We start from the raw sequence: 22,745 nt of genomic DNA, 5'->3' as shown, positions 1-22,745 counted from the left end.
TTTTGTGTGCGGTCTATACTTATGGATGGACACGGTTGCATGAGGACCCCGTAATGAAGACCGATAAAGAGTACAGCGACACCATCAAGCGTGAGGTGGAGGTGGATGTCGATGCCCTGCTGGCCGCTATCAATGAGATCAGTGAGTCCGACGTTCGCCGCGCAGACGATGAGTCAGACAAAGTGATTGTGAACGGAAGGGACTATCACACTTACCGCGAGTTGGCCGAAGCCTTCGAGCTTGATATTCATGACGTCAGCGTGTCTGAAGCGAATCGGTAAGATGAAAAAAATCCCGGTCATGGGGATGGCCGGGATCAAACTTGCTTATGCAAGAAGCACTTGAAAATTCGTTACACCAGGAAATCTGATGTAGAAACAACACTATCCCCAACGGATTTGTCTGACAAGCATATATTCTCCTGGCGAATATAATATTTTATACATGTGAATTTTAGTTATGAGCAGCAACATGCGCCGCGTGTGGGTTACGCAGGAACGATTCCGTCAAACCGCTCTCCCGGCACGGTCATTTTTTAGGAATAATCTTAGATAAGCGCGCATCAGCCATCAGGAGCCGTTATGCCTTCGCTTCAGAATCCACTGCTGATTTTCACCGATCTGGATGGGACACTGCTGGATATTCATACCTATGATTGGCAGCCTGCCGCCGCATGGCTGGAGCGGCTACAGGATAAACAGGTCCCCGTTATCCTTTGCAGTAGCAAAACGGCGGCTGAGATGCTCGACATCCAGCAGGAGTTAGGCCTGGAAGGTCTGCCATTCATTGCGGAAAACGGGGCGGTCATTCAGCCTGATGTTCGCTGGGATCCCCCTGCCCGGCGCATCACGGGGATGTCGCACCCTACGATTCGTCACATCATCGAGCAGCTCAGACTGCAAACGCACGTTAAATTCACCACCTTTGATGATGTGAATGAAAGGGTAATCAGTGAATGGACGGGACTGACGCCTTCCCGTTCGCTGCTTGCGCGCAGGCATGAAGCGTCCCTGACGTTAATCTGGCGCGACAGCGATGCGCAAATGACGCGCTTTGAAGAGGCGCTGGAACCGCATGGCCTGCAGTTTGTACAGGGGGCGAGATTCTGGCACGTCCTGGACGCGCGCTGCGGCAAGGATGTGGCGGTAAAATGGGTGACTGAACAGTATTGTCTGCAGGAGCCTGTTGCGTGGACATCCCTTGGGCTGGGCGATGGTCCCAACGACGCCCCGCTGTTAGACAGCGTCGATTTTGCGGTGGTGGTTAAAGGCATTAACCGCCAGGGCATTACGCTGCAGAACGATAGCCCGGAACGGGTTTATCACACGCAGCGTCCCGGTCCCGCGGGCTGGCGCGAAGGGCTCGATCACTTCTTGGTGTGATCGCGCCAGACGACGCAGTTGCGTCCCCCCTGCTTTGCCTCATACAACCGCGCATCGGCAATGGACTGCAGCTGCTCAAAATTATAGTTACCCGTCTCCTGCGCGCTGCTGACGCCCAGTGAGGCACTGATGCGCAGAGTGACGCTCTTCTTAACCAGAATCTCTTTGCTGTCGATCCGTGCGCGGATCCGCTCAGCAACATTTGCCGCTTCCTCAAGCGTCAGGCCAGGGAGCACGACACAGAACTCCTCGCCACCCACACGGCCGCCCACCTCATTGGCGCGCAGCGCACTCGCAATCAATCCTCCGGCGTGCGACAACACTTTATCCCCAGCCTGATGCCCGAAGCGGTCATTGATCCCCTTGAAATGGTCCAGATCGATCTGGATAACAGAAAACGGCAGGGACTGCTGCTGGCATTGCTTCGCAAGGGCATTCGCCCGTTCAAACAGCGCCCCGCGATTATTCAGGCGGGTCAGCGGATCGTGCCAGGCCTGCCACTGAAGCGAGTGTTGAAGCGTATACATATTGCTGACCATGCGCCGGATCACGAGCCAGGAGATCAGCAGCATGGCGGTGAAGAGCGCCCAGAGTAGCGCCAGCACAATACTGATGCTGCCGAAGTCCCCGCGAACCCCTTCATGTAGCGTATGCACGCGCAGGACAACGCCTTCAAAATGATCGAGCCGTTCCCAACTGATAAAACGGCTACCCAGACGAATCCCCCCCTCCGTGTCGGACTCGATAGCGTGAGCTATCTGCGCCAGCTCGCTTGCATCGAAGTGGTTGACCGTGCTTTCGGGTGATTCTGAGGTCGCAATCATATTGAGGCGCGTGTCGTAAAGCTGGTATTCGCCTTCTGAATGGTTGTCCATGGCCTCCACCAGCAGCTGTTTCATCGTGTCAACGCTGATATCCATCGCCACCACGCCATACCAGAAATGGTCGTAATAGATCGGCACGCTGGCGGTAATAAGCCGCTTGTTCCCGATAGAAGACGACGGAGGCGAAATAAACCAGCGAACGGCACGTGCGCGGTTTTCACGCTCAGACTGCTGTGAAAACCAGGGCTGCGTGACCAGCTGATAATAGCGGGGAGAAATATCTCTCGGTTGTGCAGGCGTATCAGTCGCGATAAAGAACCCTGCGCGGGAAACATACAGCACCCGCTCCACGTTACTGCTGTGCGATGACGCCAGACGCAGGAGGTACCCGACTTCGAGGGCAGCAGAGAGTTCGTTTGCCAGGCGATCGTTATCACGGTTGAGCAGCGTGGTTTTTTCAACGAACGCATCGGACACCCCACTGATGGGTAACGTGCGATTTTCGTCCACCTCGATTTGCCAGTTTGTGGTGTTCCGCAGGGTATTAAAACGCGTCACCGCATTGTGCAGCACACCGAATGCCAGCGGTGTTTGCAGCGCATCGCGCATGCTGTGACGGAAGAAAAGCAGTTTATCGACGTTGTACTGCAACTGCCTGTCCAGGCCATTTGCGACCGTTTCCAGATGGTTACGCTGGCTGGAGATATAGGCATCTTCCAGTACCACCACTTCACGCCAGGTGAGGAGCGTGGAAAAGACCAGGACAATAATAAAACAGAGATTAACAATCAGGCCGGGATTGCTACGCTGATGCAGCCATTGCTGAAGAGATCGTTTTACAACATAGGTATCGCGCTGCACACACACTCCCTGAATGTCACATAAAAACGCCCGGCGAACCGGGCGTTAGAGTGATTAAGCCTTCTCGCGATGTTGCCGTCCGTCCCCCGGCTGAAGCTCGTCTTCACGAAACGCTTCCCGCTTGATGCCATAACCATCATGCCACCGGCACTCCACCATACCACTGGAATAACCTGTGACAATCATACGCGGACCACCGTTCTTTGGCTTAACTTCATCACTGACCAAAAAGACCATACCCGCCTCCTGTATCAGGGTGAAACTTTTTCAATTTAGACGAGGAATGGCCTTTTTGCATCCCTGTTCGGGTAGCAATTAGTGCGAGGCTCCACGCATTTTTTCGACTGCTTTTACGGCAGCGACCACGATAGCGCCAATGATAAAGCCCAGCACCAGATTCAACAGCGTCGGCAAAATAGCGGCGACAACCGCCCCCTGCGCCGAGGCAAAATGCTCAATCGCATGGTGCAGCGGCGCAATACCGTGCACGACAATCCCGCCGCCGACGAGGAACATGGCCAGCGTACCCACGACCGACAAACTTTTCATCAGCCAGGGGGCCAGCGTCAGCAGGCTTTTACCGATACCGCGTGCTACCGCGCTCGATTTCTCCTCCAGCCAGTAGCCGATATCATCCAGCTTGACGATAAGCCCCACCAGGCCGTAAACGCCCACGGTCACCAGAATCGCAATGCCGGAAAGCACCATAACCTGATTGACCAGCGGTGCTTCTGACACAATCCCCAGCGTAATCGCCACGATTTCGGCCGAGAGAATAAAGTCAGTGCGGACGGCCCCTTTCACCTTATCACGTTCGAACGCCAAAGGATCCTGAGCGGCCAGGGCTTCCAGCCGCTGCTGGCGCACCTCTGGCGTGTCGCTCTCCTTACGCGAGGCAAAAGAGTGCAGGACTTTCTCGACCCCCTCGAAGCACAAAAACGCGCCGCCAATCATCAGCAGTGGCGTGATGGCCCAGGGGATAAAGGCGCTGATCAACAACGCGAGCGGAACGAGGATCACCTTATTGATAAAGGACCCCTTCGCCACGCTCCATACCACCGGCAACTCCCGGTTAGCCTTTACGCCGGTGACCTGCTGCGCGTTCAGCGATAAATCATCCCCCAGTACACCGGCGGTCTTTTTGGCCGCCAGTTTTCCCATGACCGAAATGTCATCCAGCAAGGTGGCAATGTCGTCCAGTAATGTTAATAAGCTACTTCCTGCCAAAATCTCTATCCTTCTTTTTTTGCTAATTAAGTGAATAGTATGGAACAAAACCGGACACCCGGAAACAGGCACCTGACGTCAACAAAAAATTCACATCCAGACCACAATTAAAGCACTCGCCAGGCCGATAGTTTTGGCGTTTACTATGAGCGAACTTTTTATTTCGACGTGAGGGACTATGCGTTTCCGGCAACTATTACCGCTCATTGGAGCACTTTTTTCGCTGTATATCATCTGGGGATCCACCTATTTTGTCATTCGAATCGGTGTGGAAAGCTGGCCCCCGTTGATGATGGCAGGGATCCGCTTCTTCTCTGCGGGCGTATTGTTGATAACGTTTTTGCTGCTGCGCGGCCACAAGCTTCCCCCACTCCGCCCGCTGCTCAACGCGGCACTGATTGGCTTTCTGTTGCTGGCCGTTGGGAATGGTGCCGTGACCGTGGCGGAGCACCAGAATGTACCGTCCGGGATCGCCGCCGTGGTGGTCGCCACCGTCCCGCTGTTTACCCTCTGCTTTAGCCGCCTGTTCGGTATCCGCACCCGCAAGCTGGAATGGCTGGGGATCGGCATCGGGCTGGCGGGGATCATCCTGCTCAACAGCGGTGGCAATCTGAGCGGAAACCCATGGGGTGCGCTGCTGATCATGGTCGGCTCCATGAGCTGGGCGTTTGGCTCCGTCTACGGTTCGCGGATTGAACTGCCTTCCGGCATGATGGCAGGCGCGATTGAGATGCTTGCAGCGGGTATCGTACTGCTGATTGCCTCGACACTGATGGGTGAGAAGCTGACAACGATGCCGGACCTGTCTGGCTTCCTGGCCGTGGGGTATCTTGCGCTCTTTGGCTCCATTATTGCCATTAACGCCTATATGTTCCTGATCCGCAATGTCTCCCCGGCCGGCGCCGCCAGCTACGCCTACGTGAACCCGGTGGTCGCCGTCCTACTCGGTACCGGTTTTGCAGGAGAAGTGTTATCGACGGTTGAATGGCTGGCGCTGGGTGTGATTGTTTTTGCGGTGGTGCTGGTAACATTGGGCAAATATTTGCTGCCTGCGAAAGCGGTCGTCACGCCGGGCGAGGTGGAGAAACCTTAATCCCCTGCGTATCGATCTGCGCGGCCTCCGCGCCGCCGCAGATCCACTCTTCCAGCCGCTCTGTCAGGTCCAGATCGCTCAGTTTTAGCCTACCGCGCAGGGCGCACTCCCACACGACTAATACCCGCCAGCCCTGAGAAAGCAGCGTCGCAATATCGCGTTTATCCCGCTCTACATTCTTGCCTATCTTCTCCAGCCAGAAATCGGTTCGCGTGGCGGGAACCTTGAACAGGTAGCAGTTGTGATGGTGCCAGAAACAGCCGTGGGTAAAGATAATGCACTGATATGCGTCGAGGATGAAATCGGGACGCCCGGCGAGCGAGGCATCCTGAACGCGAAAATCAAAACCGGCCTGCGTCAGTAATTCCGCCAGCCGTTTTTCGATGGCGGTATCACGCGTGCCGATGGCACGCATGTTTTTACTGCGCGTCGCTTTATTGTGTACGTCCGTCATTGACGGTCTCGCTCTGACGCAGCGCCACAGCCTGTTTAATGCGTGAGGCCAGCAGTTTCGCCACCGCCGCAAACGCGGGCACGACCACCGAGTTACCAAACTGACGGTAAGCCTGGGTGTCTGACACCGGAATACGGAAACTGTAGCCCTGCGGCGACTCAAACCCCATCAGCCGCGCACACTCACGCGGGGTTAAGCGACGTGGGCGATGGCGCTGGTTCTGCGGATCGTCAAAGTCTATTTCGCCCAGCGCTTTATCCCAGCCTCTGTCGATGAGGATCTCTGCGCCATCTTTGTAATAACGCGCCGACAAGGTGCGGGTCACGCTGTCTGGATTCGTTGGGTTCACCATGCCAAAACCGAACCCATTGCCTTTGGCCTGGTGCTTTTTGGCATAGCGGTAGAGGTATTTCCACAGTACCGGCGTCAGGATAAATTTGGCGTCAACGGCGGGCTCCAGCAGATCGGCCACGCTCGGTCGGCGCGCCGGATACAGCGACGGGATATCCCGCAGGGTGAAATCGCCTTTCAGATTGAGGTCCCGGCGGAAACCTACAAGCACGATACGTTCGCGATGCTGCGGCAGGAAATATTTACCGTCGATGATTTTCGGATCATCTGCGCCCATGTCCTGCGCATCGGCCACGTCGTAGCCCAGTTCATCCAGCGTTTGCATAATGATGCGGAAGGTTTTCCCGCCATCATGGCTTTTTAAGTTTTTAACGTTTTCCAGCACAAATATGGCCGGTCGGCGGGCATCTATAATGCGGACCACGTCAAAAAACAGCGTGCCCTGCGTATCACAGGCAAACCCGTGGGCGCGCCCCAGGGCATTTTTTTTCGACACCCCGGCGAGCGAAAAAGGCTGGCACGGGAAGCCCGCCAGTAGTACGTCGTGCTCAGGCACGGTTTGCCGAATATGCTCTGCGGCCTCTTCGTCGCTGACGCCGCTTTTGTGGGTCAGGGTCACATCGCGGATGTCAGCGTTGAAATGGTGTTCATCAGGGTCGCAATACCAGTTGGCCTTATAGGTACGCACCGCGTGTTTATTCCACTCGCTGGTAAACACACACTGCCCGCCAATGGCTTCAAAACCGTGGCGGATGCCGCCAATACCGGCGAACAGATCGATAAAGCGGAACGCATAGTCTGGATGCGCGGCGGGAGGACGCGGCAGCAGATTTTGCAGGTAACGGAACTCGCCGTCGCTCATGCGGTGCCCTGCCCTGTCGCTTATCAGCAGTCTTTTGAGTATTGCCGGGCTCCAGTGACTCTCGCCATGGGCCACCAGCTGGTTGGCAAGGGTTTTAACATCATAGATATCCAGCAGCTGCCGCAGTAATGCCTGCACGGCTGCCGTTGATTTCTCAGCCTGCGCTGGCGCGGGCTCAATCACTGATCGTATTTCCTGCATTCTCTTAACCGGGCAATAAAGACTGGAGACAGATTACCACAGTTTACCGGCTCACACTCCGACGGAAGCGGCTCAATACCTGGCCATCCAGCCCCAGGCAGTCGCCCTGCAGTTCAGCGCTCAGTTTCGCCATAAACTGGATCAGAAAATCGGCGTTATGTCGGGCAAGCTCACGCCCCACTTCGGTTTGCATCGTCTCAGGCAGGCGCAGCAGCTTCGTCTGGAAGTGATCGAGGGCGAAGGCTTTGTCGTCTACATCACGGGAATCCGCAAACGGATCGCGCGCATCAAACAGTGCGACACCCAGTGCACCGGATACGGCAAAAACGCGCGCCAGACCAATAGCGCCTAAGGCTTCCAGCCGGTCGGCATCCTGGACTATTTTTGCCTCGGGACTTTGTGGCGCAATCCCGGCGCTGAAGCTGTGCGCTTCAATGGCGTGTTCAACCGCGGCATACCTCTCTGGCGGAAAATCCGGGAAATCGCGCTGCAAAATATCACGCGTTTTACGCGCCGCCAGCCGTGAGGACTGGCTGCGTTCGGGATGATTTTTCGGCAGGCTGACAATGTCGTGAAAGTAGCAGGCAGTCATTACCACCAGCGGGTCAGCGTGGTGATGAGGCATGATTTTCTGCGCCGTCATCCAGACGCGACGAAAGTGTGAAATATCATGCGCAGCGTCGTCGGTAGCGTGATGTTGATCAAGCCAGGATTCGAAGCGCTGTTGCCATTGAGTGAGTTCCATCTTTCTTTCCTGTTACCAAAATTGAGAGTGAATTATAACATAGCCAAATTAAATCAATTAAAAAATAGACACACGAAATACTTAATAATAATTACCCCATATATTTTCAATATATTAATTCACATGAAAAATAAAGAGATTAAAAGAAATATTTTGCAATATTTTTACTAATTTAATTACATTTATTTTTGAACCAAATTACCTGGCCATAGAATAGTATCAAACACGTAATTACGGAGGGTGATTACATATATTCATATAAATTATCTTTAAAGGGAATATATAATGAAAAGAAAAGTTCTGGCAATTCTTGTACCCGCATTATTAATGGCTGGCGCAGCAAATGCAGCTGAGATGTACAACAAAGACGGCAACAAAGTCGACCTGTACGGTAAAGTTGATGCGCGTCATACCTTCTCTGACAACGCTGGCGACGACGGCGATGAAACCTATGTGCAGGTGGGTTTCAAAGGTGAAACCCAGATTACCAACGACCTGACGGGTTATGGTCAGTGGGAATATAAAACCTACGCTAACGATACCGAAGGCGCTGGTGATAAATCATTTAACCGTCTGGCGTACGCTGGCCTGAAATATGCTGAATTCGGTTCATTTGATTACGGCCGTAATTACGGCGTCGTGTATGACGTCGAAGCCTGGACCGATATGCTGCCGGTATTCGGCGGTGGTTCCTACACCTGGACCGACAACTTTATGAATGGCCGTGCTAACGGTCTGGCAACCTACCGTAATTCAGGTTTCTTCGGCCTGGTTGACGGTCTGAATTTTGCGCTGCAGTATCAGGGCGCGAATGAAGGTTCAAACGCCAACGAAGATCAGGAAGGCACTAAGAACGGTCATGACAACGTACGTTTCCAGAACGGTGACGGTTTCGGCATGTCCACTTCCTATGATTTCGACTTTGGTCTGAGCCTGGGTGCCGCGTACTCTTCTTCTGACCGCACCAACGAGCAGGTTGCTTATGGCGCAGGCAGTTACAATCGCTTCAGCAAATATGCTGGCGGCGAACGTGCGGAAGCCTGGACCATCGGCGCGAAATACGATGCTAACGATGTTTACCTGGCGATGATGTATGCCGAAACCCGTAACATGACGCCTTACGGCAACGACGGCATCGCCAACAAAACTCAGAACTTTGAAGCCGTAGCACAGTATCAGTTCGACTTCGGCCTGCGTCCTTCCCTGGCATGGGTATACTCTAAGGGCGTCGATCTGGGTGGCAACGACTATCACCCAGGCAATGGCTACGATTATGTCGACCAGGATCTGGTTAACTACATCGACCTGGGCATGACCTACACCTTCAACAAAAACTTCTCCGCTTATGTTGATTATAAAATCAACCTGCTGGACGAAGATGACGCGTTCTACAACGACAACGGCATCGCGACCGACGACATCGTTGGCGTAGGCATGACCTACCAGTTCTAATCCCCAGAAATACTCAAGCCCGCATTCGCGGGCTTTTTTTATGCAGTGGTGAAATGTTACGGCGCTTCCTGCAGCGCCACGCGAATAAACCCGTTATTCTGCGCCAGCAGTTCATGCGCCTTCCAGGCATCCAGCCCTGTCAGCACCATCAACACCGCCGTTTTGCAGTTGTGGTTACAGCTCTCAAGCGCGGCCTTCGCTTCAGTCCGGGTGCATCCGCCCGCTTCCATCACTATCGCGATTTGCCGTTCAGACCATTTGGTGCTGGTTGCCTCCAGATCCACGCGCAGGTTGCTGTAGACGCGCCCGGACCTCACCGCCAGCCCTGTGGTCACCATATTCAGGATCATTTTTTGCGCGATCCCTGCTTTGGCATTGGCGTATCCCGCTACCACGTCAGGCCCCAGCTCAGGCGCAATCACCATACTCGCTAACTGTGCCGCTTCGCTTTGCGCATCACCTGTCATCACCGCGACCGGTGAACCCAACGACCATGCATGTCGCATGGCCCCCCATACCCACGGCGTTTTTCCGCTGACGGTCACCGCCAGCATCATGTCGTGCTCGCCAAACTTAAGCGCCTGCAGGTCGGCAACGCCGCGCTCGTAGCTTGCCGCTTCACCGTCCGTCGTAATAGCGATAACGGGATGTTTACCCGGCGCATACTCATCAGCCGCCTGCCTTGCTATACGTCCTGAAGGCCCCGCGCCGACGAGCACCAGACGCCCGCCATGACTGAGCGTCGCCGCAGCGTTATCCACCACGCGCGCAATCGTTGTTAAGAAAGGGGTAATAGCAGAAGAGATTTGTGCATCATCCTGGTGAATGACGTTCAGCATATCCAGCGTGGACAATCTGTCGATATTCATCGTGCTGGCGTGCCGTCTTTCCTTGACCGAACCGGTAAGCATAATGCTCATAAACAGCCTCCTTATTATGAGTACCCCCACACTATAAAGTGTTTTATATGGGTCACATGAGAGGAGGGTCACGAAAAGAAGACCAAACACATGCTTTTACATGGCTTTAAGAAAAGCGCGTCATCAGCGATAATTACCTCTTTATAATCATCGCGGAGTGTTGATGAGCGATTTGCAGCCCTTCCCCCTGACGCGCAAGCGCCCTATGAAACTGAACACCCTGGTCACGTTGATGGTGTGCGCGATTATCGGTTCCGTGCTGCTGCTGGTCTTTGCGCTCTATTCTGTGCAAATCACCCGTGCGACCCGCGATGATGTCAAAGACACCGCGCTCGGCATTGCCCGCACCCTTGCGGACAGCCCTGAAGTCAAACGCGGCCTGATGCAGGCGCCCCAGGCGGATATTATTCAGCCCCTCGCCCAGGCGGTGACAAAACGTAACGATCTGCTGTTTACCGTGGTCACTGACATGCGCGGGATCCGCTACTCTCACCCGAACGAAGCGCTGCTGGGGCTGCATTTTATCGGTGACGATTTAACACCCGCGCTGGAAGGTAAAGAAAATGTCTCCGTCAACCGGGGCGCGCTCGCCGAAGCGCTGCGCGTTTTTACGCCCGTCTATGACGCGCAGCAAGAACAGATCGGCGTGGTGGTGGTCGGCATCTCCCTTAAAAAAGTTGAAGAGCAGATCACCCGCGGGCGGCTTAACGCCCTCTGGACCGTGTTATTCAGCATCTTAATGAGCTCGCTGGCGATCTGGGGCCTGGTCCGCGTGCTCAAACGCATCCTGTTTGGGCTGGAGCCGTACGAGATCTCCGCGCTGTTTGAACAACGTCAGGCGATGCTGCAGTCGCTCCGGGAAGGGGTTCTGGCGGTCGACATTCACGGCCGCGTGACGATGATTAACCACGCTGCCAGAGAGATTTTGCTTCTGCCGTCGGGCAAACAGACCGAAAACGCCAGCGAACCGCTGCTGGCAAGCCTGCGCGACGTGTCGAAAACCGGGGTGGCGCGTCAGGATCAGGAGATCAGCTGCAACGGACGGTTGTTGCTCTGTAATATGGTGCCCGTTAAAAGTCAGAATCGGGTGATCGGGGCGATCAGCACCTTCCGCGATAAAACGGAAATCAGCCAGCTGATGCAGCGCATCGATGGGATGGTCAACTACGTCGATGCCCTGCGCGCCCACACCCATGAATTTATGAATAAACTGCACGTGATCCTGGGTCTGCTGAATATTAAGCGCTATGACAAACTGGAGGAGTACATCCTCCAGACGGCGCATAATTACCAGACGGACATTGGCACCATCCAGAGCAAAGTCAAATCACCGGTTATCGCAGGCTTTTTGCTGGGTAAAATTCACCGTGCCAAAGAAGCGGGCATCACGCTCACGCTGGCAGATGAGTGCCAGATACCGGATACCGCCAATGAAGAGCAGGTTGCGGTGCTGGTCACCGTGCTCGGTAATTTAATTGAAAACGCACTGGACGCAATGGAAGGCCAGCCGGAAGGCGAAATCACTCTGCTGTTACACTATCAAAATGGCTGGCTCAGCTGTGAAGTCAGCGACGATGGCCCCGGTATCGATCCGGTTCAGCTGGAGGCTATTTTTACGAAGGGCTTCTCAACAAAAGGTGAAAACCGGGGCGTTGGGCTGTTCCTTGCACGTCAGCAAATCCAGAATCTGGGCGGCGATATTACCGTCGAATCTGAACCTGGCGTATTTACCCAATTTTTTGTTCACATCCCCTGGGATAGCGAGAGGAATATCGCGTGATAAATGTATTAATTGTCGATGATGACGCCATGGTAGCCGACCTCAACCGTCTGTACGTTAACCGTGTTGAAGGCTTTAGCTGCTGCGGCGTCGCCTCCACGCTCAACCAGGCCGAGGCCATTATCAATAACCCGAACCAGCCCGTCGATCTGGTGCTGCTGGATGTCTACATGCAGCAGGATAACGGGCTCGATCTCCTGCCGATCATCCGTGCGTCAGGCCGTCCGATTGATGTGATTATGATCTCGTCAGCGTCCGATGCGACCACTATCCAGACCTCCATGCATTACGGGGTTGTGGATTACCTGATCAAACCGTTCCAGTTCCCGCGTTTTGAAGAGGCGCTGAACGGCTGGAAGGCAAAGCACAGCCTGATGGGATCCCACCAGTATTATGAGCAGGCGGACGTGGACAGGCTGATCCACGGCGGGGCGCCGGAACTCGCCGACAGCAAGAAATTGCCGAAAGGGTTAACGCCGCAAACGCTGCGCACGATTTGCCAGTGGATCGACGCGCACCCGGAGATGGAGTTTTCCACCGATGACCTGGCGAACGCGGTCAATATTTCGCGGGTGTCTTGCCGTAAATATTTAATCTGGCTGGCGCAAATCAACATTCTGTTCACCAGCATTCACTACGGCGCGACCGGGCGTCCGGTGTATCGCTACCGGCTGCAGCCGGAGCAAACGGGGTTACTCAAACAGTATTGTCAGTAACGCGATAGTCGTTATCCATCAGCGTGAAGCGGAAGTGGTGCATCGAGGAGATCACCACTTCTTTTGTTTTGGTCACAAAAATCGCTTCGATATCAGGACGAGCGCGCAGCGCAGCGCAGCCCTTTTCAACGCCCATGCCGTACATCAGCGTGGTCCAGATATCGCCGTCGATGGAATCTTTCGACACGATGGTGACGCTGTCCAGCTCGTTGTCCAGCGGATACCCGGTACGCGGGTCGAGAATATGGTGATAGCGCCTGCCGTTTTGTTCGAAGTAGCGCTCGTATGTTCCCGAGGTCACGACGGATCGGTTCTCTACCGCCATCGCGCCAATCAGCGCATCACCGGCGAACGGTTTTTTCAACCCGACGCTCCAGCCCCCTTCCGGTGAGCCTAACGTCTGGATGTTTCCACCGAGGTTGATCAGCCCCAGCCCGGCGCCCTCTTTGTGCAGATAATCCCGCACCCTGTCGGCAATATAGCCTTTCGCAATGGCTCCCAGGTCGATCTCCATTCCCGCTTTCATCAGAAAGACGCTGCTCTTCGGTTCATTCAGCACCACATCCGCAGGATCGGTTATGCCCAGCAGTGCCGTAATTTCATCGGCAGGCGGAACGCTATCGCCCTGAAAGCCAATTTTCCAGCGTTTCACCAGCGGGCCGATGGCCAGGTTAAACGCGCTATCTTTAAGCACGCTTGCCGCTTTCGCGCAGCGAATCAGCTCAAACACCGGACGGCTGACGGCAACCGGATGCTGACCGGCCGCATGGTTGATATCCATCACCTGTGAATGCGCACGGTTAACGGTAAGCAGGTCTTCGTACTGTTTGATCAGGCGAAATACGCGGGACGCGAGGGCTTCGTCATGGGAAAAGAGTTTGAGGAGGATGGGCGATCCCATCAGGACGGCGGAATAACTGTAAACGCGATGGTCATCAGGCATAGCATGAGTCCTCAGATGTAGCCCCGGCAAGCACCGCGCCGCCGGGGAAAATGCCGGATAACGCTGCACGTATCCGGCATACAACACAGGGGTCTTACTGCTTTTTCGAACGCATGGCCGCCTGATGTCCTGCAAGCGTACCAAAAATAATGATATCTGCCACTGCGTTACCGCCGATACGGTTACCGCCGTGGATCCCGCCGACCACTTCACCGGCCGCAAACGCCCCTGGCAACACGTTGTGGTTGCTGTCCAGTACGCAGGTTTCGGTGTTGATGGTCACGCCGCCCATGGTGTGGTGCACGCCCGGCGCAATCTGAATGGCGTAGAACGGCCCTTCATTGATTGGCGCGCGCAGCGCGGTGGTACGGCCAAAATCATCATCGTGCTGTTTTTCAACGAAACCGTTGTAACGCTCCAGGGTTGCCAGGAAAGCGTGGTGATCCATGCCCAGCGCTTCAGCCAGGGCTTTTGGCGAGCTGGCGCTGGTCACGAAACCTTTCGCGATGTACTCATCCGCCGCTTTATTTTTCGTGCGGACATGCTCATCAAAGACAATGTAGGCATATTTCTCCGGCAGGGCGATGATTGACGCCGAGACTTTATCGCGGGTCGACATTTCGTTGTAGAAGCGCTCCCCTTTCTGGTTCACCAGAATCGCCCCACCACCGCGGATAGATTCTGAAATCAGGTACGACGTTTTCTGCTCAACGGTTGGGTGGATCTGAATTTCGCCCATATCCACGGTGCCTGCACCGATACGTTCCAGCAGCGCGATGCCGCCACCCGTTGCCCCTTTATGGTTGGTGGTGACGAATCCTTCCAGGTCCGGACGGTATTTGACCACCATCTGGCTGTTGGCGCTGAAGCCGCCCGTCGCCACGATCACGCTTTTGGTGGCTACGGTGAGCGTTTCGTTCTCTTCGGTAGTCAGGCGCACGCCGGTCACTTCACCGTTCTCGAAGATAATGTCGCTGACGGAGGTATCCAGCATAACGTCGATGTTGCGCTTGTTGACGTTACGCACCAGGCCGCTGATCAGGTAACCCCCGACCGCAGCGCCGTCTTTTGGACGGTGAGTACGGTCGATGCTCATCCCGCCGGTGGTGGTGATGTCGTTAAGCATAATGCCTCGCGTTGCCAGCCACTCGATGGCTTCTGGCGCATTTTCCACAAAGCGACGCAGCAGTTCCGGATTGTTCTTGTTACCGCCGCCTTTCAGGCTTTCCTGGTAGAACAGCTCTTTGCTGTCCTGAATGCCTTTCACGCGCTGGAAGCGGGTTTCAGCGGCGTTCATCCCGGCAGAGGCTTTGATGGTGTTCCCGCCGATGGTGGGCATTTTCTCGACGATCAGTACGCTTGCGCCTTCGTCGTGAGCCTGAATCGCTGCCGCCAGACCTGCGCCGCCGCTACCGATCACCACCACGTCCACACATTTGCTTTCGTTCGGATCAACGCCCTCTTCTGCCGCCAGCGCTTTGCTGGATTTCAGCATCGCTTTGGATACGGCTTTCTTCACCGCTTCGCTCTGGCTGGTTGCGCCGGTGATGGCATCCACGTGCGGAGTATTAGCGTCCAGAATGCGGGTACGGATCTCTTCAAAGCTGGTCACAAACTCAACGTCTTCACTCGGGCCAGACGCGAGCTCGATGTCTGCAATCCGGTCGGTTTCGAGGCTGACGTTAATCACCAGCTCGCTGGCGTCGTCCTGTACTTTCTCAGTGAAAGTGCCCGGTTTGAATTTAGATTCACCCATGCTCATGTCGCGGATCATCGCTTCCACCAGCGAGAAGCGCCACAGCGGTTCAGGGATGCTCAGCGCCTCGCGCTGGGTGCTGTCCATAAACAGCTCAAGGCTTTCGCCCGCTGCGATGCGGTCGGTCCAGTCAGGGTACGCAATGGTCGCACGACCAACGGCAATCAGATCGTAACCCTGGTCCAGCGCTTCATTGACGTCAGCGGCATTCACCACGCCGCCCACGCCCATGACCGGAACCTGCGCCAGCGTGTCAGAACGCATCGCGCAGTATTTTTCGATAAGCGGCGTTGGGTCCTGGGTGTCGACAATGGAAGGACGCAGGGTCGCGCCGACGGAGAAGTGCAGATAGTCCACGCCGCGCGCCGCCAGTTTTTCCAGCAGGTACATGGTGTCGTCAAAGCGAATGCCGGGGACTTCCATCTCTTCTGGCGAGAAGCGATAGCCAATAATGAACGCGTCGTCCGCGTACTGGCGCACCATTTTGTGGGTGATATCCAGAACCGCCAGCGGGAATTTCGCGCGGTTATCGCGGCTGCCGCCCCACTCGTCGTCGCGCTGGTTTGAATTCGGTGAGTAGAACTGCTGAATCAGATAGGTGTTTGCACCGTGGATCTCCACACCGTCGAAACCGGCCTGAATGGCGCGGCGCACGGCTTCACCAAACTTACCGATCATGCCTTCCACTTCTGCAGCGGTCAGGGCAACCGGCGTTGCGGCACCTTCACGCGGCGCGGCAACGGCGCTTGGGCCAACCGGCGTGCGGCCACCGATCAGTTTTGGGTCGACCATACGGCCGCCGTGGTAGATCTGCAGCAGGGCTTTAGAGCCTTTAGATTTAATCGCCTCCGCGATTTTCGCCAGCCCGGCGATCTTTTCATCGTTATCGATGCCGATTGCGCCCGGGAAGGCAAGGCCGAGATCGTCAACAAAACAGCACTCGACAATAATGGTCCCGATGCTGCCAGAACGCGCCCGATAGTACTCCACCAGCTCGCTGGTGACCGTGCCATCATAGTAGCCCGTGCAGGTTGTCATGGGTGCCATTAACAAACGGTTTTTCAGTTCAGTGCCATTCGGTAATGTGAAGGGGCTTAGAATACGTTCGTTAGTGCTCATAATAAAAACTCCAAACTTTAAAAATTAAGAATTCGTTATCGGACTCAGTTTTATTTCGCGTTTTTATGCCGATGTCATGATAGTAATATAATGATTTTTTTAGTTTCTAAAGCTATTACGTTAGTTAAAAAACTATTTAATCCCTTCAATAACATTAATAACACATTGGTGTTAGCAACAATAATTCACCCGTTCACAATAATTTAAAATTCGTTAAAATGGAAATGGTCTTACCATAGAGCCAGTAACAATACAAACCTTACAATATCAACAAGTTACCTTGAATCACATTTTTATCATGTTATCAAATTGATAAATCTAATCTTAAAAAAGCATAATACCCACATACGCCTGAGTGGTTATTAAAAAAAGAAGAAAAATAAGACGGCAATTCTGTTTTTTTGATCGCGATCAATAGTTATGGCATCCAAAGGCGCAATATATAAACATCATATTTTTTAATTTAACGCACACCGATATGCGTTAAACCATTATTTCAGAAACGACAAAAACGCACCTTAAATAACTAAATAAAGCAAAAGAAACTAAAGAAAGCGAATTTGTCATTTCAGTATAAAAAGCATTCTTAACAACTTAAGACGTGAAACTATGAATACAAAAACTGCTGTAACGCCTCCTGTGGCGAATCAGGCATCAAATGGACAAGCAAAACGACTGCTGATGATGGCGTTGCCCATCGTTGTCGCCGTACTGCTGCTGTTTGTTCCCGTTCCTGAAGGGTTGCCGCCTTACGCATGGCACTACTTCGCTATCTTTGTTGGCGTGATCGTGGGTTTGATCTTCGAACCGCTGCCGGGTGCGGTGATCGGTCTGACCGGTGTGGTCGCCATTGCCCTTTGCAGCCAGTGGGTACTCTTCAGCCCGGAACAGCTGGCTGACCCGAAATTCAAGCTGGCAGGTGCCTCCTTTAAGTGGGCGGTGAGCGGTTTTGGTAACTCAACCGTCTGGCTGATCTTCGGTGCCTTCATGTTTGCCGCAGGCTATGACAAAACCCGCTTCGGCCGCCGTCTGGCGCTGATTCTGGTGAAGTACCTGGGCCGTCGCAGCCTGACGCTCGGTTACGCTATCACCTTCGCGGACCTGCTGCTGGCACCGTTTACCCCGTCCAACACCGCGCGCAGCGGCGGGACTATCTACCCAATCATCGCTAACCTGCCGCCGCTGTATGGTTCAAAACCTAATGACCCAAGCGCACGTAAGATTGGTTCGTACCTGATGTGGGTGGCGATCACCGCGGCGTGTATCACCAGTTCGATGTTCCTTTCTGCTCTGGCTCCTAACCTGCTGGCGCTGGCGCTGGTGAAAAGCACTGTCGGGATCAACATCTCCTGGGGCACCTGGTTCATCGCCTTCCTGCCGCTGGGCGTGCTGCTGATTCTGACCATGCCGCTGCTGGCTTACTGGTTCTATCCACCTGAAGTAAAAGTGAACGACGAAGTACCGCTGTGGGCAACCCGTGAACTCGAAAAACTGGGCAAACTGTCCCGCAACGAAATCCTGCTGCTGGTGTTCGTATGCTGTGCTCTGCTGATGTGGATCTTCGCTGCCGCATGGATTGAACCGGCAATGGCTGCCCTGCTTATCGTCGGTCTGATGCTGTGGACCGGCGTACTGGAGTGGAACGATATCACCGGTAACAAAGCCGCATGGAACACCTTCGTCTGGTTCGCCACGCTGGTAGCGCTGGCAGATGGCCTCTCCTCCACCGGCTTTATTAGCTGGCTGGGTAAAGAAGGCGGTCTGTTAATGAGCGGTATCTCGCCGGGTGTGGCCACCATCGTCCTGCTGCTGGCGTTCTACCTGCTGCACTACCTGTTTGCCAGCACCACCGCGCACACTACCGCGCTGCTGCCAGCGATGCTGACCATCGCCTCCACCATCCCGGGCATGAATATGGAAGTGTTCGTTCTGCTGGTGGGGACCTCGCTGGGCGTGATGGGGATCATCACCCCGTACGGTACTGGCCCAAGCCCGATTTACTACGGTAGCGGCTACCTGCCAACCAAAGACTACTGGCGCCTCGGCACCATCTTCGGAGCCATCTTCCTGGCGGCCCTGCTGCTGATTGGTTATCCGTGGATGTCCATGATGTTCTGATTCCTGACCGCCGGACTTCTCCTCCGGCGGTTTTATTTTTGTGGAGCAATACGCTATGTCAAACAAACCGTTTATCTACCAAAACCCCTTCCCTCTCGCGCACGATGACACCGAATACTATCTGCTGACCAAAGAGCACGTTTCCGTTGCCGAGTTCGACGGTCAGGAAGTCCTGAAAGTGGAGCCTGAAGCCCTGACCCTGCTGGCGCAGCAGGCCTTCCACGATGCTGCGTTTATGCTGCGTCCTTCCCATCAGAAGCAGGTTGCCGCGATCCTGAACGACCCGGAGGCCAGCCAGAACGACAAATACGTTGCCCTGCAGTTCCTGCGTAACTCTGAAATTGCCGCAAAAGGCGTGCTGCCAACCTGTCAGGATACCGGCACCGCGATCATCATGGGCAAAAAAGGCCAGCGCGTCTGGACCGGCGGCGGCGATGAAGCGGCCCTGAGCCAGGGCGTGTACAACACCTACATTGAAGACAACCTGCGCTACTCCCAGAATGCGGCGCTGGATATGTATAAAGAGGTGAATACCGGCACCAACCTGCCCGCGCAGATTGACCTCTACAGCGTGGACGGCGACGAGTATAAATTCCTGTGCATGGCGAAAGGCGGCGGTTCTGCCAACAAAACCTATCTCTACCAGGAAACCAAAGCGCTGATCACTCCGGCGAAGCTGAAAAACTACCTGGTTGAGAAGATGCGCACCCTGGGCACCGCAGCCTGCCCGCCGTACCACATTGCCTTTGTTATCGGCGGAACCTCAGCGGAAGCCACGCTGAAAACCGTTAAGCTGGCTTCCACCCGCTACTACGATGCGCTGCCAACCGAAGGCAACGAACACGGTCAGGCGTTCCGTGATGTTCAGCTCGAACAGGAACTGCTTCAGGAAGCGCAGAACCTTGGTCTGGGCGCGCAGTTTGGCGGCAAATACTTTGCCCACGACATTCGCGTAATCCGCCTGCCGCGCCACGGTGCCTCCTGCCCAATCGGCATGGGCGTCTCCTGCTCCGCTGACCGTAATATCAAAGCGAAAATCAACCGCGACGGGATCTGGATTGAGAAGCTGGAACACAATCCGGGCCAGTATATTCCTGAGTCCCTGCGTCAACAGGGTGAAGGCGACGTGGTGAGCATCAATCTCGACAAGCCGATGAATGAGATCCTGGCGCAGCTTTCCGCGCACCCGGTCTCCACCCGCCTGTCGCTGAACGGCACCATCATCGTGGCGCGCGATATCGCCCACGCTAAGCTGAAAGAGCTGTTCGACAACGGGGAAGAACTGCCGCAGTACGTTAAAGATCACCCGATTTACTACGCAGGCCCGGCCAAAACGCCAGAAGGTTACGCGTCTGGCTCACTCGGCCCGACCACTGCGGGACGTATGGACTCCTATGTGGACTTACTGCAATCCCACGGCGCGAGCATGATCATGCTGGCGAAAGGTAACCGCAGCCAGCAGGTGACGGATGCCTGCCATAAACACGGCGGCTTCTACCTCGGCAGCATCGGCGGCCCTGCAGCGGTACTGGCGCAAAACAGCATCAAGAGCCTGGAGTGCGTGGCGTATCCGGAGCTGGGTATGGAAGCTATCTGGAAAATTGAAGTAGAGAACTTCCCAGCCTTTATCCTGGTAGATGACAAAGGCAACGATTTCTTCCAGCAGATCCAGAACAAGCAGTGCAAAGGCTGTTCACAGCGCTGAGTCTTTCCACAATGACGGCAGCAGCGACAGCGTTTCATTAATTAACCCACGCTTGTCGCTGCCCGGTTTCCAGATCGTCACCATCGTCTGACCGATCCCCTGGCTGCCCACTTCGGTGTGCAGCCTTTTTACGTTTTGCCATCGCGCCGCCTGAAGATGCGTCGGCAAAAATCCCCAGCCACACCCTTTCTCCAGCAGGCCGCGCAGCATCTCCAGCTCGTTGGTAAAAATCGTATGCCCGGAGATTTGCAGGCGACGCGCGACCGGTTCGTCAGACGCAGGGTGCATGACCACCTGCGGCACAAGGGAGAGGTCGAGGAGCGATACCGGCGACGCATTCTCCCTGAAAAGCACTTTCGAGGCGTAAAAATCCATATCAATGGCGCCGAGCGCCCGCCACTCCATCTCATTACCGACGCTGCGATTGCGCGCCTGGCAGATGCCCAGATCGGCCGCACCGCGCGCCAGCATCGCTTCCGCGTCGTCGCGCGAGGCGCAGGTCAAACTCAAACGCACGTTGCGGGTCGCCATTTTCGCCAGCAGCGCCTGCAAAAAAGCCCTTGGCGTGAACGGATCGTAGACGAGGGAAATGTCCTGCATCGCGCTGTCCGGCACCGCTCTGGCAAACGCCTCGAAGGCCCTCACCTGCCGCATCAGCAGATGGGCCTGACGCTGAAGCTGCTCCCCTTCCGGCGTTAATTGCAGGTGGCGCCCCTCGCGCACGAACAGCGCATAGCCCAGACCGTCTTCCAGAAAATCGATCAGATCGCGCAAGGTGGTGCGATCTTTTCCGAGCTTGCTGGCCGCCTTCATCAGGCTGCCGTGCTCAGCCACGGCGGTGAACGCCTCCAGCTGGGCAAACGAATACATCAATGTTGCCACACCTGACTCCCATTAATTTACGGGGGATTTTCCCCCATAACGCGTTTTTTATTATAGACCGCGGGTTCGTAAACTGAAGCCCTCCCTGACCAAACGAGATCAACATGAAAAACAAAACCTTAAAACTCACTCTGCTTGCCGGTCTGGTTTTCAGCAGCCTGTTCTCCCCCGCCGTCATAGCTGCCTGTCACGGCAGCGAACTGACGGCCTGCCCTGCCCCGTATGATGCAAAACTGCCGGATGCGCATGCTATGCTGACCTGGAGTCAGACTGACCGCGTCGTGGGCTTTCGTAATGACTACCGCAACTATGCGGGAGACGTGTTCCGCCACGGCAACGCTACGCCGCTGCTGGCGTCAGAAAAACCGCTCACCGATGCCCGCGACCGGGTTAACGGCAAGACCTGGAACCTTCAGGATTACCTGAAACGCCAGAACGTCAGCGGTATGCTGGTGCTGAAGAACGGCAGAGTGGCCTATAAATATCTGGGTGAAGGCAATACCGACTCCACGCTCTGGACCTCGCGTTCCGTGGGCAAATCGGTGGTCTCCGCGCTGGTGGGGGTGGCGCTCAAGGAGGGGAAAATCCATTCCCTGGACGATCTCATCACCCAATATGAACCGGATTTAAAAGGCACCGCCTGGGACGGCGTAACGCTGAAACAGCTCATCACCCATACCTCCGGCGTGGCGTGGAACGAAGACTACACCAACCCCAAATCAGACTTCGCGCAGCTTACCGAGTGTGAAGCGAAGCCGGGCACCTACGACTGCGTGCGAACGCTGGTGAAGGGGTTACACCGCGAGCATCCCGCGGGCGAAAACTGGTCCTACTCCTCGGGCGGCGCATGGCTGCTGGGGGATGTGCTTGAACGCGCCACCGGCATGACGCTCGCGGCGTATCTGGAGAAAAGCATCTGGCAGCCTTACGGTATGGCGAGCGACGGCGTATGGCATGCCTACCGTAAAGGGCAGCACGACGTCGGCGCCCACGGCTTTAACGCCACGCTGGAAGACTGGGGCCGCTTCGGTCAATTCATCCTTCATAACGGCACATTGCCGAACGGGAAGTCGATCCTGCCCGCAGGCTGGGTGAAGCAGTCCGCAGACTGGACGCAGGCAACGGGATCGGTGTCGAAGGCGCACCCGAAAGGGCTATACGGCTATCAGTGGTGGAATAACGAAGTGCCCGCCACGGCCACGGGGGTTAAGCCTGCGGTGCAGGATTCGCTGAAAGATTCACTCTGGGCGCTGGGGATCTTTGGCCAAATGATTATGGTGAATCAAAAGGAAAACCTGGTCATCGTCCAGTGGTCAACCTGGCCGCAGGCGGAACCGTCATTCAGCGCCCAGCC

19 protein-coding genes are annotated in these 22,745 nt (G+C 55.2%); 9 read left to right on the top strand and 10 right to left on the bottom strand.

Translation table 11 applies throughout. From position 1 onward, the window contains the following. Nucleotides 1-53: 53 nt before the first annotated feature. On the top strand, nt 54-281 hold the full coding sequence (gene yodD, locus ENTMO_RS0114590; RefSeq protein WP_010432337.1) for a YodD family peroxide/acid resistance protein: 228 nt from the start codon (nt 54-56) through the stop codon (nt 279-281). A gap of 300 nt (nt 282-581) precedes the next feature. After that, a complete protein-coding gene (locus ENTMO_RS0114585; protein WP_010432335.1) occupies nt 582-1,382 on the top strand; it encodes a mannosyl-3-phosphoglycerate phosphatase-related protein in 801 nt (266 codons plus the stop codon). Here ENTMO_RS0114585 and dgcQ read toward each other — a convergent pair. The 3 genes from dgcQ to ENTMO_RS0114570 form a co-directional block, all read right to left on the bottom strand. Next, nucleotides 1,367-3,067: a cellulose biosynthesis regulator diguanylate cyclase DgcQ gene (gene dgcQ, locus ENTMO_RS0114580; RefSeq protein WP_010432332.1), complete on the bottom strand. Its 1,701-nt coding sequence runs from the start codon at nt 3,065-3,067 to the stop codon at nt 1,367-1,369. The two genes, ENTMO_RS0114585 and dgcQ, sit on opposite strands and share 16 nt — an antisense overlap. A gap of 54 nt (nt 3,068-3,121) precedes the next feature. Further along, complete coding sequence (locus ENTMO_RS0114575) at nt 3,122-3,304, bottom strand: YodC family protein (RefSeq protein ID WP_010432330.1); 183 nt, start codon at nt 3,302-3,304, stop codon at nt 3,122-3,124. Between the two features lie 78 nt (nt 3,305-3,382). Next, nucleotides 3,383-4,294, bottom strand: coding sequence for a DUF808 domain-containing protein (locus ENTMO_RS0114570; RefSeq protein ID WP_010432327.1), 912 nt, complete (start codon nt 4,292-4,294; stop codon nt 3,383-3,385). Nucleotides 4,295-4,472: 178 nt separating this feature from the next. Between ENTMO_RS0114570 and yedA the strand changes: the two genes are divergently transcribed. After that, entirely contained in the window at nt 4,473-5,387 is a 915-nt protein-coding gene (gene yedA, locus ENTMO_RS0114565; protein WP_010432324.1) for a drug/metabolite exporter YedA, read from the top strand. On the opposite strand, the gene ENTMO_RS0114560 is transcribed toward yedA, so the two are convergent. The 3 genes from ENTMO_RS0114560 to ENTMO_RS0114550 all read right to left on the bottom strand — a co-directional run bounded on the left by ENTMO_RS0114560 (nt 5,359) and on the right by ENTMO_RS0114550 (nt 8,000). Then, nucleotides 5,359-5,841, bottom strand: coding sequence for a very short patch repair endonuclease (locus ENTMO_RS0114560; protein WP_010432319.1), 483 nt, complete (start codon nt 5,839-5,841; stop codon nt 5,359-5,361). The genes yedA and ENTMO_RS0114560 overlap by 29 nt on opposite strands. Beyond that, nucleotides 5,822-7,237: a DNA cytosine methyltransferase gene (locus ENTMO_RS0114555; protein ID WP_010432316.1), complete on the bottom strand. Its 1,416-nt coding sequence runs from the start codon at nt 7,235-7,237 to the stop codon at nt 5,822-5,824. Before ENTMO_RS0114555 ends, ENTMO_RS0114560 begins: the two co-directional genes overlap by 20 nt. A gap of 61 nt (nt 7,238-7,298) precedes the next feature. After that, nucleotides 7,299-8,000 carry a phosphohydrolase gene (locus ENTMO_RS0114550; protein WP_010432312.1) on the bottom strand — a complete coding sequence of 234 codons (702 nt, stop codon included), beginning with the start codon at nt 7,998-8,000 and terminating at the stop codon, nt 7,299-7,301. A gap of 285 nt (nt 8,001-8,285) precedes the next feature. Here ENTMO_RS0114550 and ompC point away from each other — a divergent pair, with 285 nt between their 5' ends. Continuing rightward, nucleotides 8,286-9,452, top strand: a complete 1,167-nt coding sequence (gene ompC / locus ENTMO_RS0114545; protein WP_010432309.1) for a porin OmpC — start codon at nt 8,286-8,288, stop codon at nt 9,450-9,452. A gap of 56 nt (nt 9,453-9,508) precedes the next feature. Here the strand turns inward: ompC and ENTMO_RS0114540 are convergent, their stop codons facing one another. Beyond that, nucleotides 9,509-10,372 (bottom strand): N-acetylmuramic acid 6-phosphate etherase, encoded by an 864-nt coding sequence (locus ENTMO_RS0114540; RefSeq protein WP_010432308.1) that lies wholly within the window; start codon nt 10,370-10,372, stop codon nt 9,509-9,511. Nucleotides 10,373-10,535: 163 nt separating this feature from the next. Between ENTMO_RS0114540 and ENTMO_RS0114535 the strand changes: the two genes are divergently transcribed. Continuing rightward, entirely contained in the window at nt 10,536-12,152 is a 1,617-nt protein-coding gene (locus ENTMO_RS0114535) for a sensor histidine kinase (RefSeq protein ID WP_010432306.1), read from the top strand. Further along, nucleotides 12,149-12,868 (top strand): two-component system response regulator DcuR, encoded by a 720-nt coding sequence (dcuR, locus tag ENTMO_RS0114530; protein WP_010432304.1) that lies wholly within the window; start codon nt 12,149-12,151, stop codon nt 12,866-12,868. Before ENTMO_RS0114535 ends, dcuR begins: the two co-directional genes overlap by 4 nt. Here the strand turns inward: dcuR and ENTMO_RS0114525 are convergent. Together ENTMO_RS0114525 and ENTMO_RS0114520 are read right to left on the bottom strand one after the other, a co-directional pair. After that, the gene (locus ENTMO_RS0114525) at nt 12,849-13,811 is read right to left on the bottom strand and encodes an FAD:protein FMN transferase (protein ID WP_010432302.1); all 963 of its coding nucleotides are present in this window, start codon (nt 13,809-13,811) and stop codon (nt 12,849-12,851) included. The genes dcuR and ENTMO_RS0114525 overlap by 20 nt on opposite strands. Nucleotides 13,812-13,905: 94 nt before the next feature. After that, a complete protein-coding gene (locus tag ENTMO_RS0114520) occupies nt 13,906-16,686 on the bottom strand; it encodes a flavocytochrome c (protein WP_010432300.1) in 2,781 nt (926 codons plus the stop codon). Nucleotides 16,687-17,295: 609 nt separating this feature from the next. Between ENTMO_RS0114520 and ENTMO_RS0114515 the strand changes: the two genes are divergently transcribed. Together ENTMO_RS0114515 and fumA are read left to right on the top strand one after the other, a co-directional pair. Further along, entirely contained in the window at nt 17,296-18,804 is a 1,509-nt protein-coding gene (locus ENTMO_RS0114515) for an anion permease (RefSeq protein ID WP_052302289.1), read from the top strand. A gap of 55 nt (nt 18,805-18,859) precedes the next feature. Beyond that, nucleotides 18,860-20,509 (top strand): class I fumarate hydratase FumA, encoded by a 1,650-nt coding sequence (fumA, locus tag ENTMO_RS0114510; RefSeq protein ID WP_010432296.1) that lies wholly within the window; start codon nt 18,860-18,862, stop codon nt 20,507-20,509. Here the strand turns inward: fumA and ENTMO_RS0114505 are convergent. Next, nucleotides 20,498-21,379 (bottom strand): LysR family transcriptional regulator, encoded by an 882-nt coding sequence (locus ENTMO_RS0114505; RefSeq protein ID WP_010432293.1) that lies wholly within the window; start codon nt 21,377-21,379, stop codon nt 20,498-20,500. The two genes, fumA and ENTMO_RS0114505, sit on opposite strands and share 12 nt — an antisense overlap. Before the next feature lie 116 nt (nt 21,380-21,495). Between ENTMO_RS0114505 and ENTMO_RS0114500 the strand changes: the two genes are divergently transcribed. After that, nucleotides 21,496-22,745: serine hydrolase domain-containing protein (locus ENTMO_RS0114500; RefSeq protein ID WP_010432290.1), on the top strand; the 1,250-nt coding region annotated here is incomplete at its 3' end.

Source organism: Enterobacter mori LMG 25706, from assembly GCF_000211415.1.
Classification (GTDB): domain Bacteria; phylum Pseudomonadota; class Gammaproteobacteria; order Enterobacterales; family Enterobacteriaceae; genus Enterobacter; species Enterobacter mori.
The sequence above is the reverse complement of the archived record's forward strand: the minus strand, read 5'-3'. Positions and strand labels throughout refer to the sequence as shown.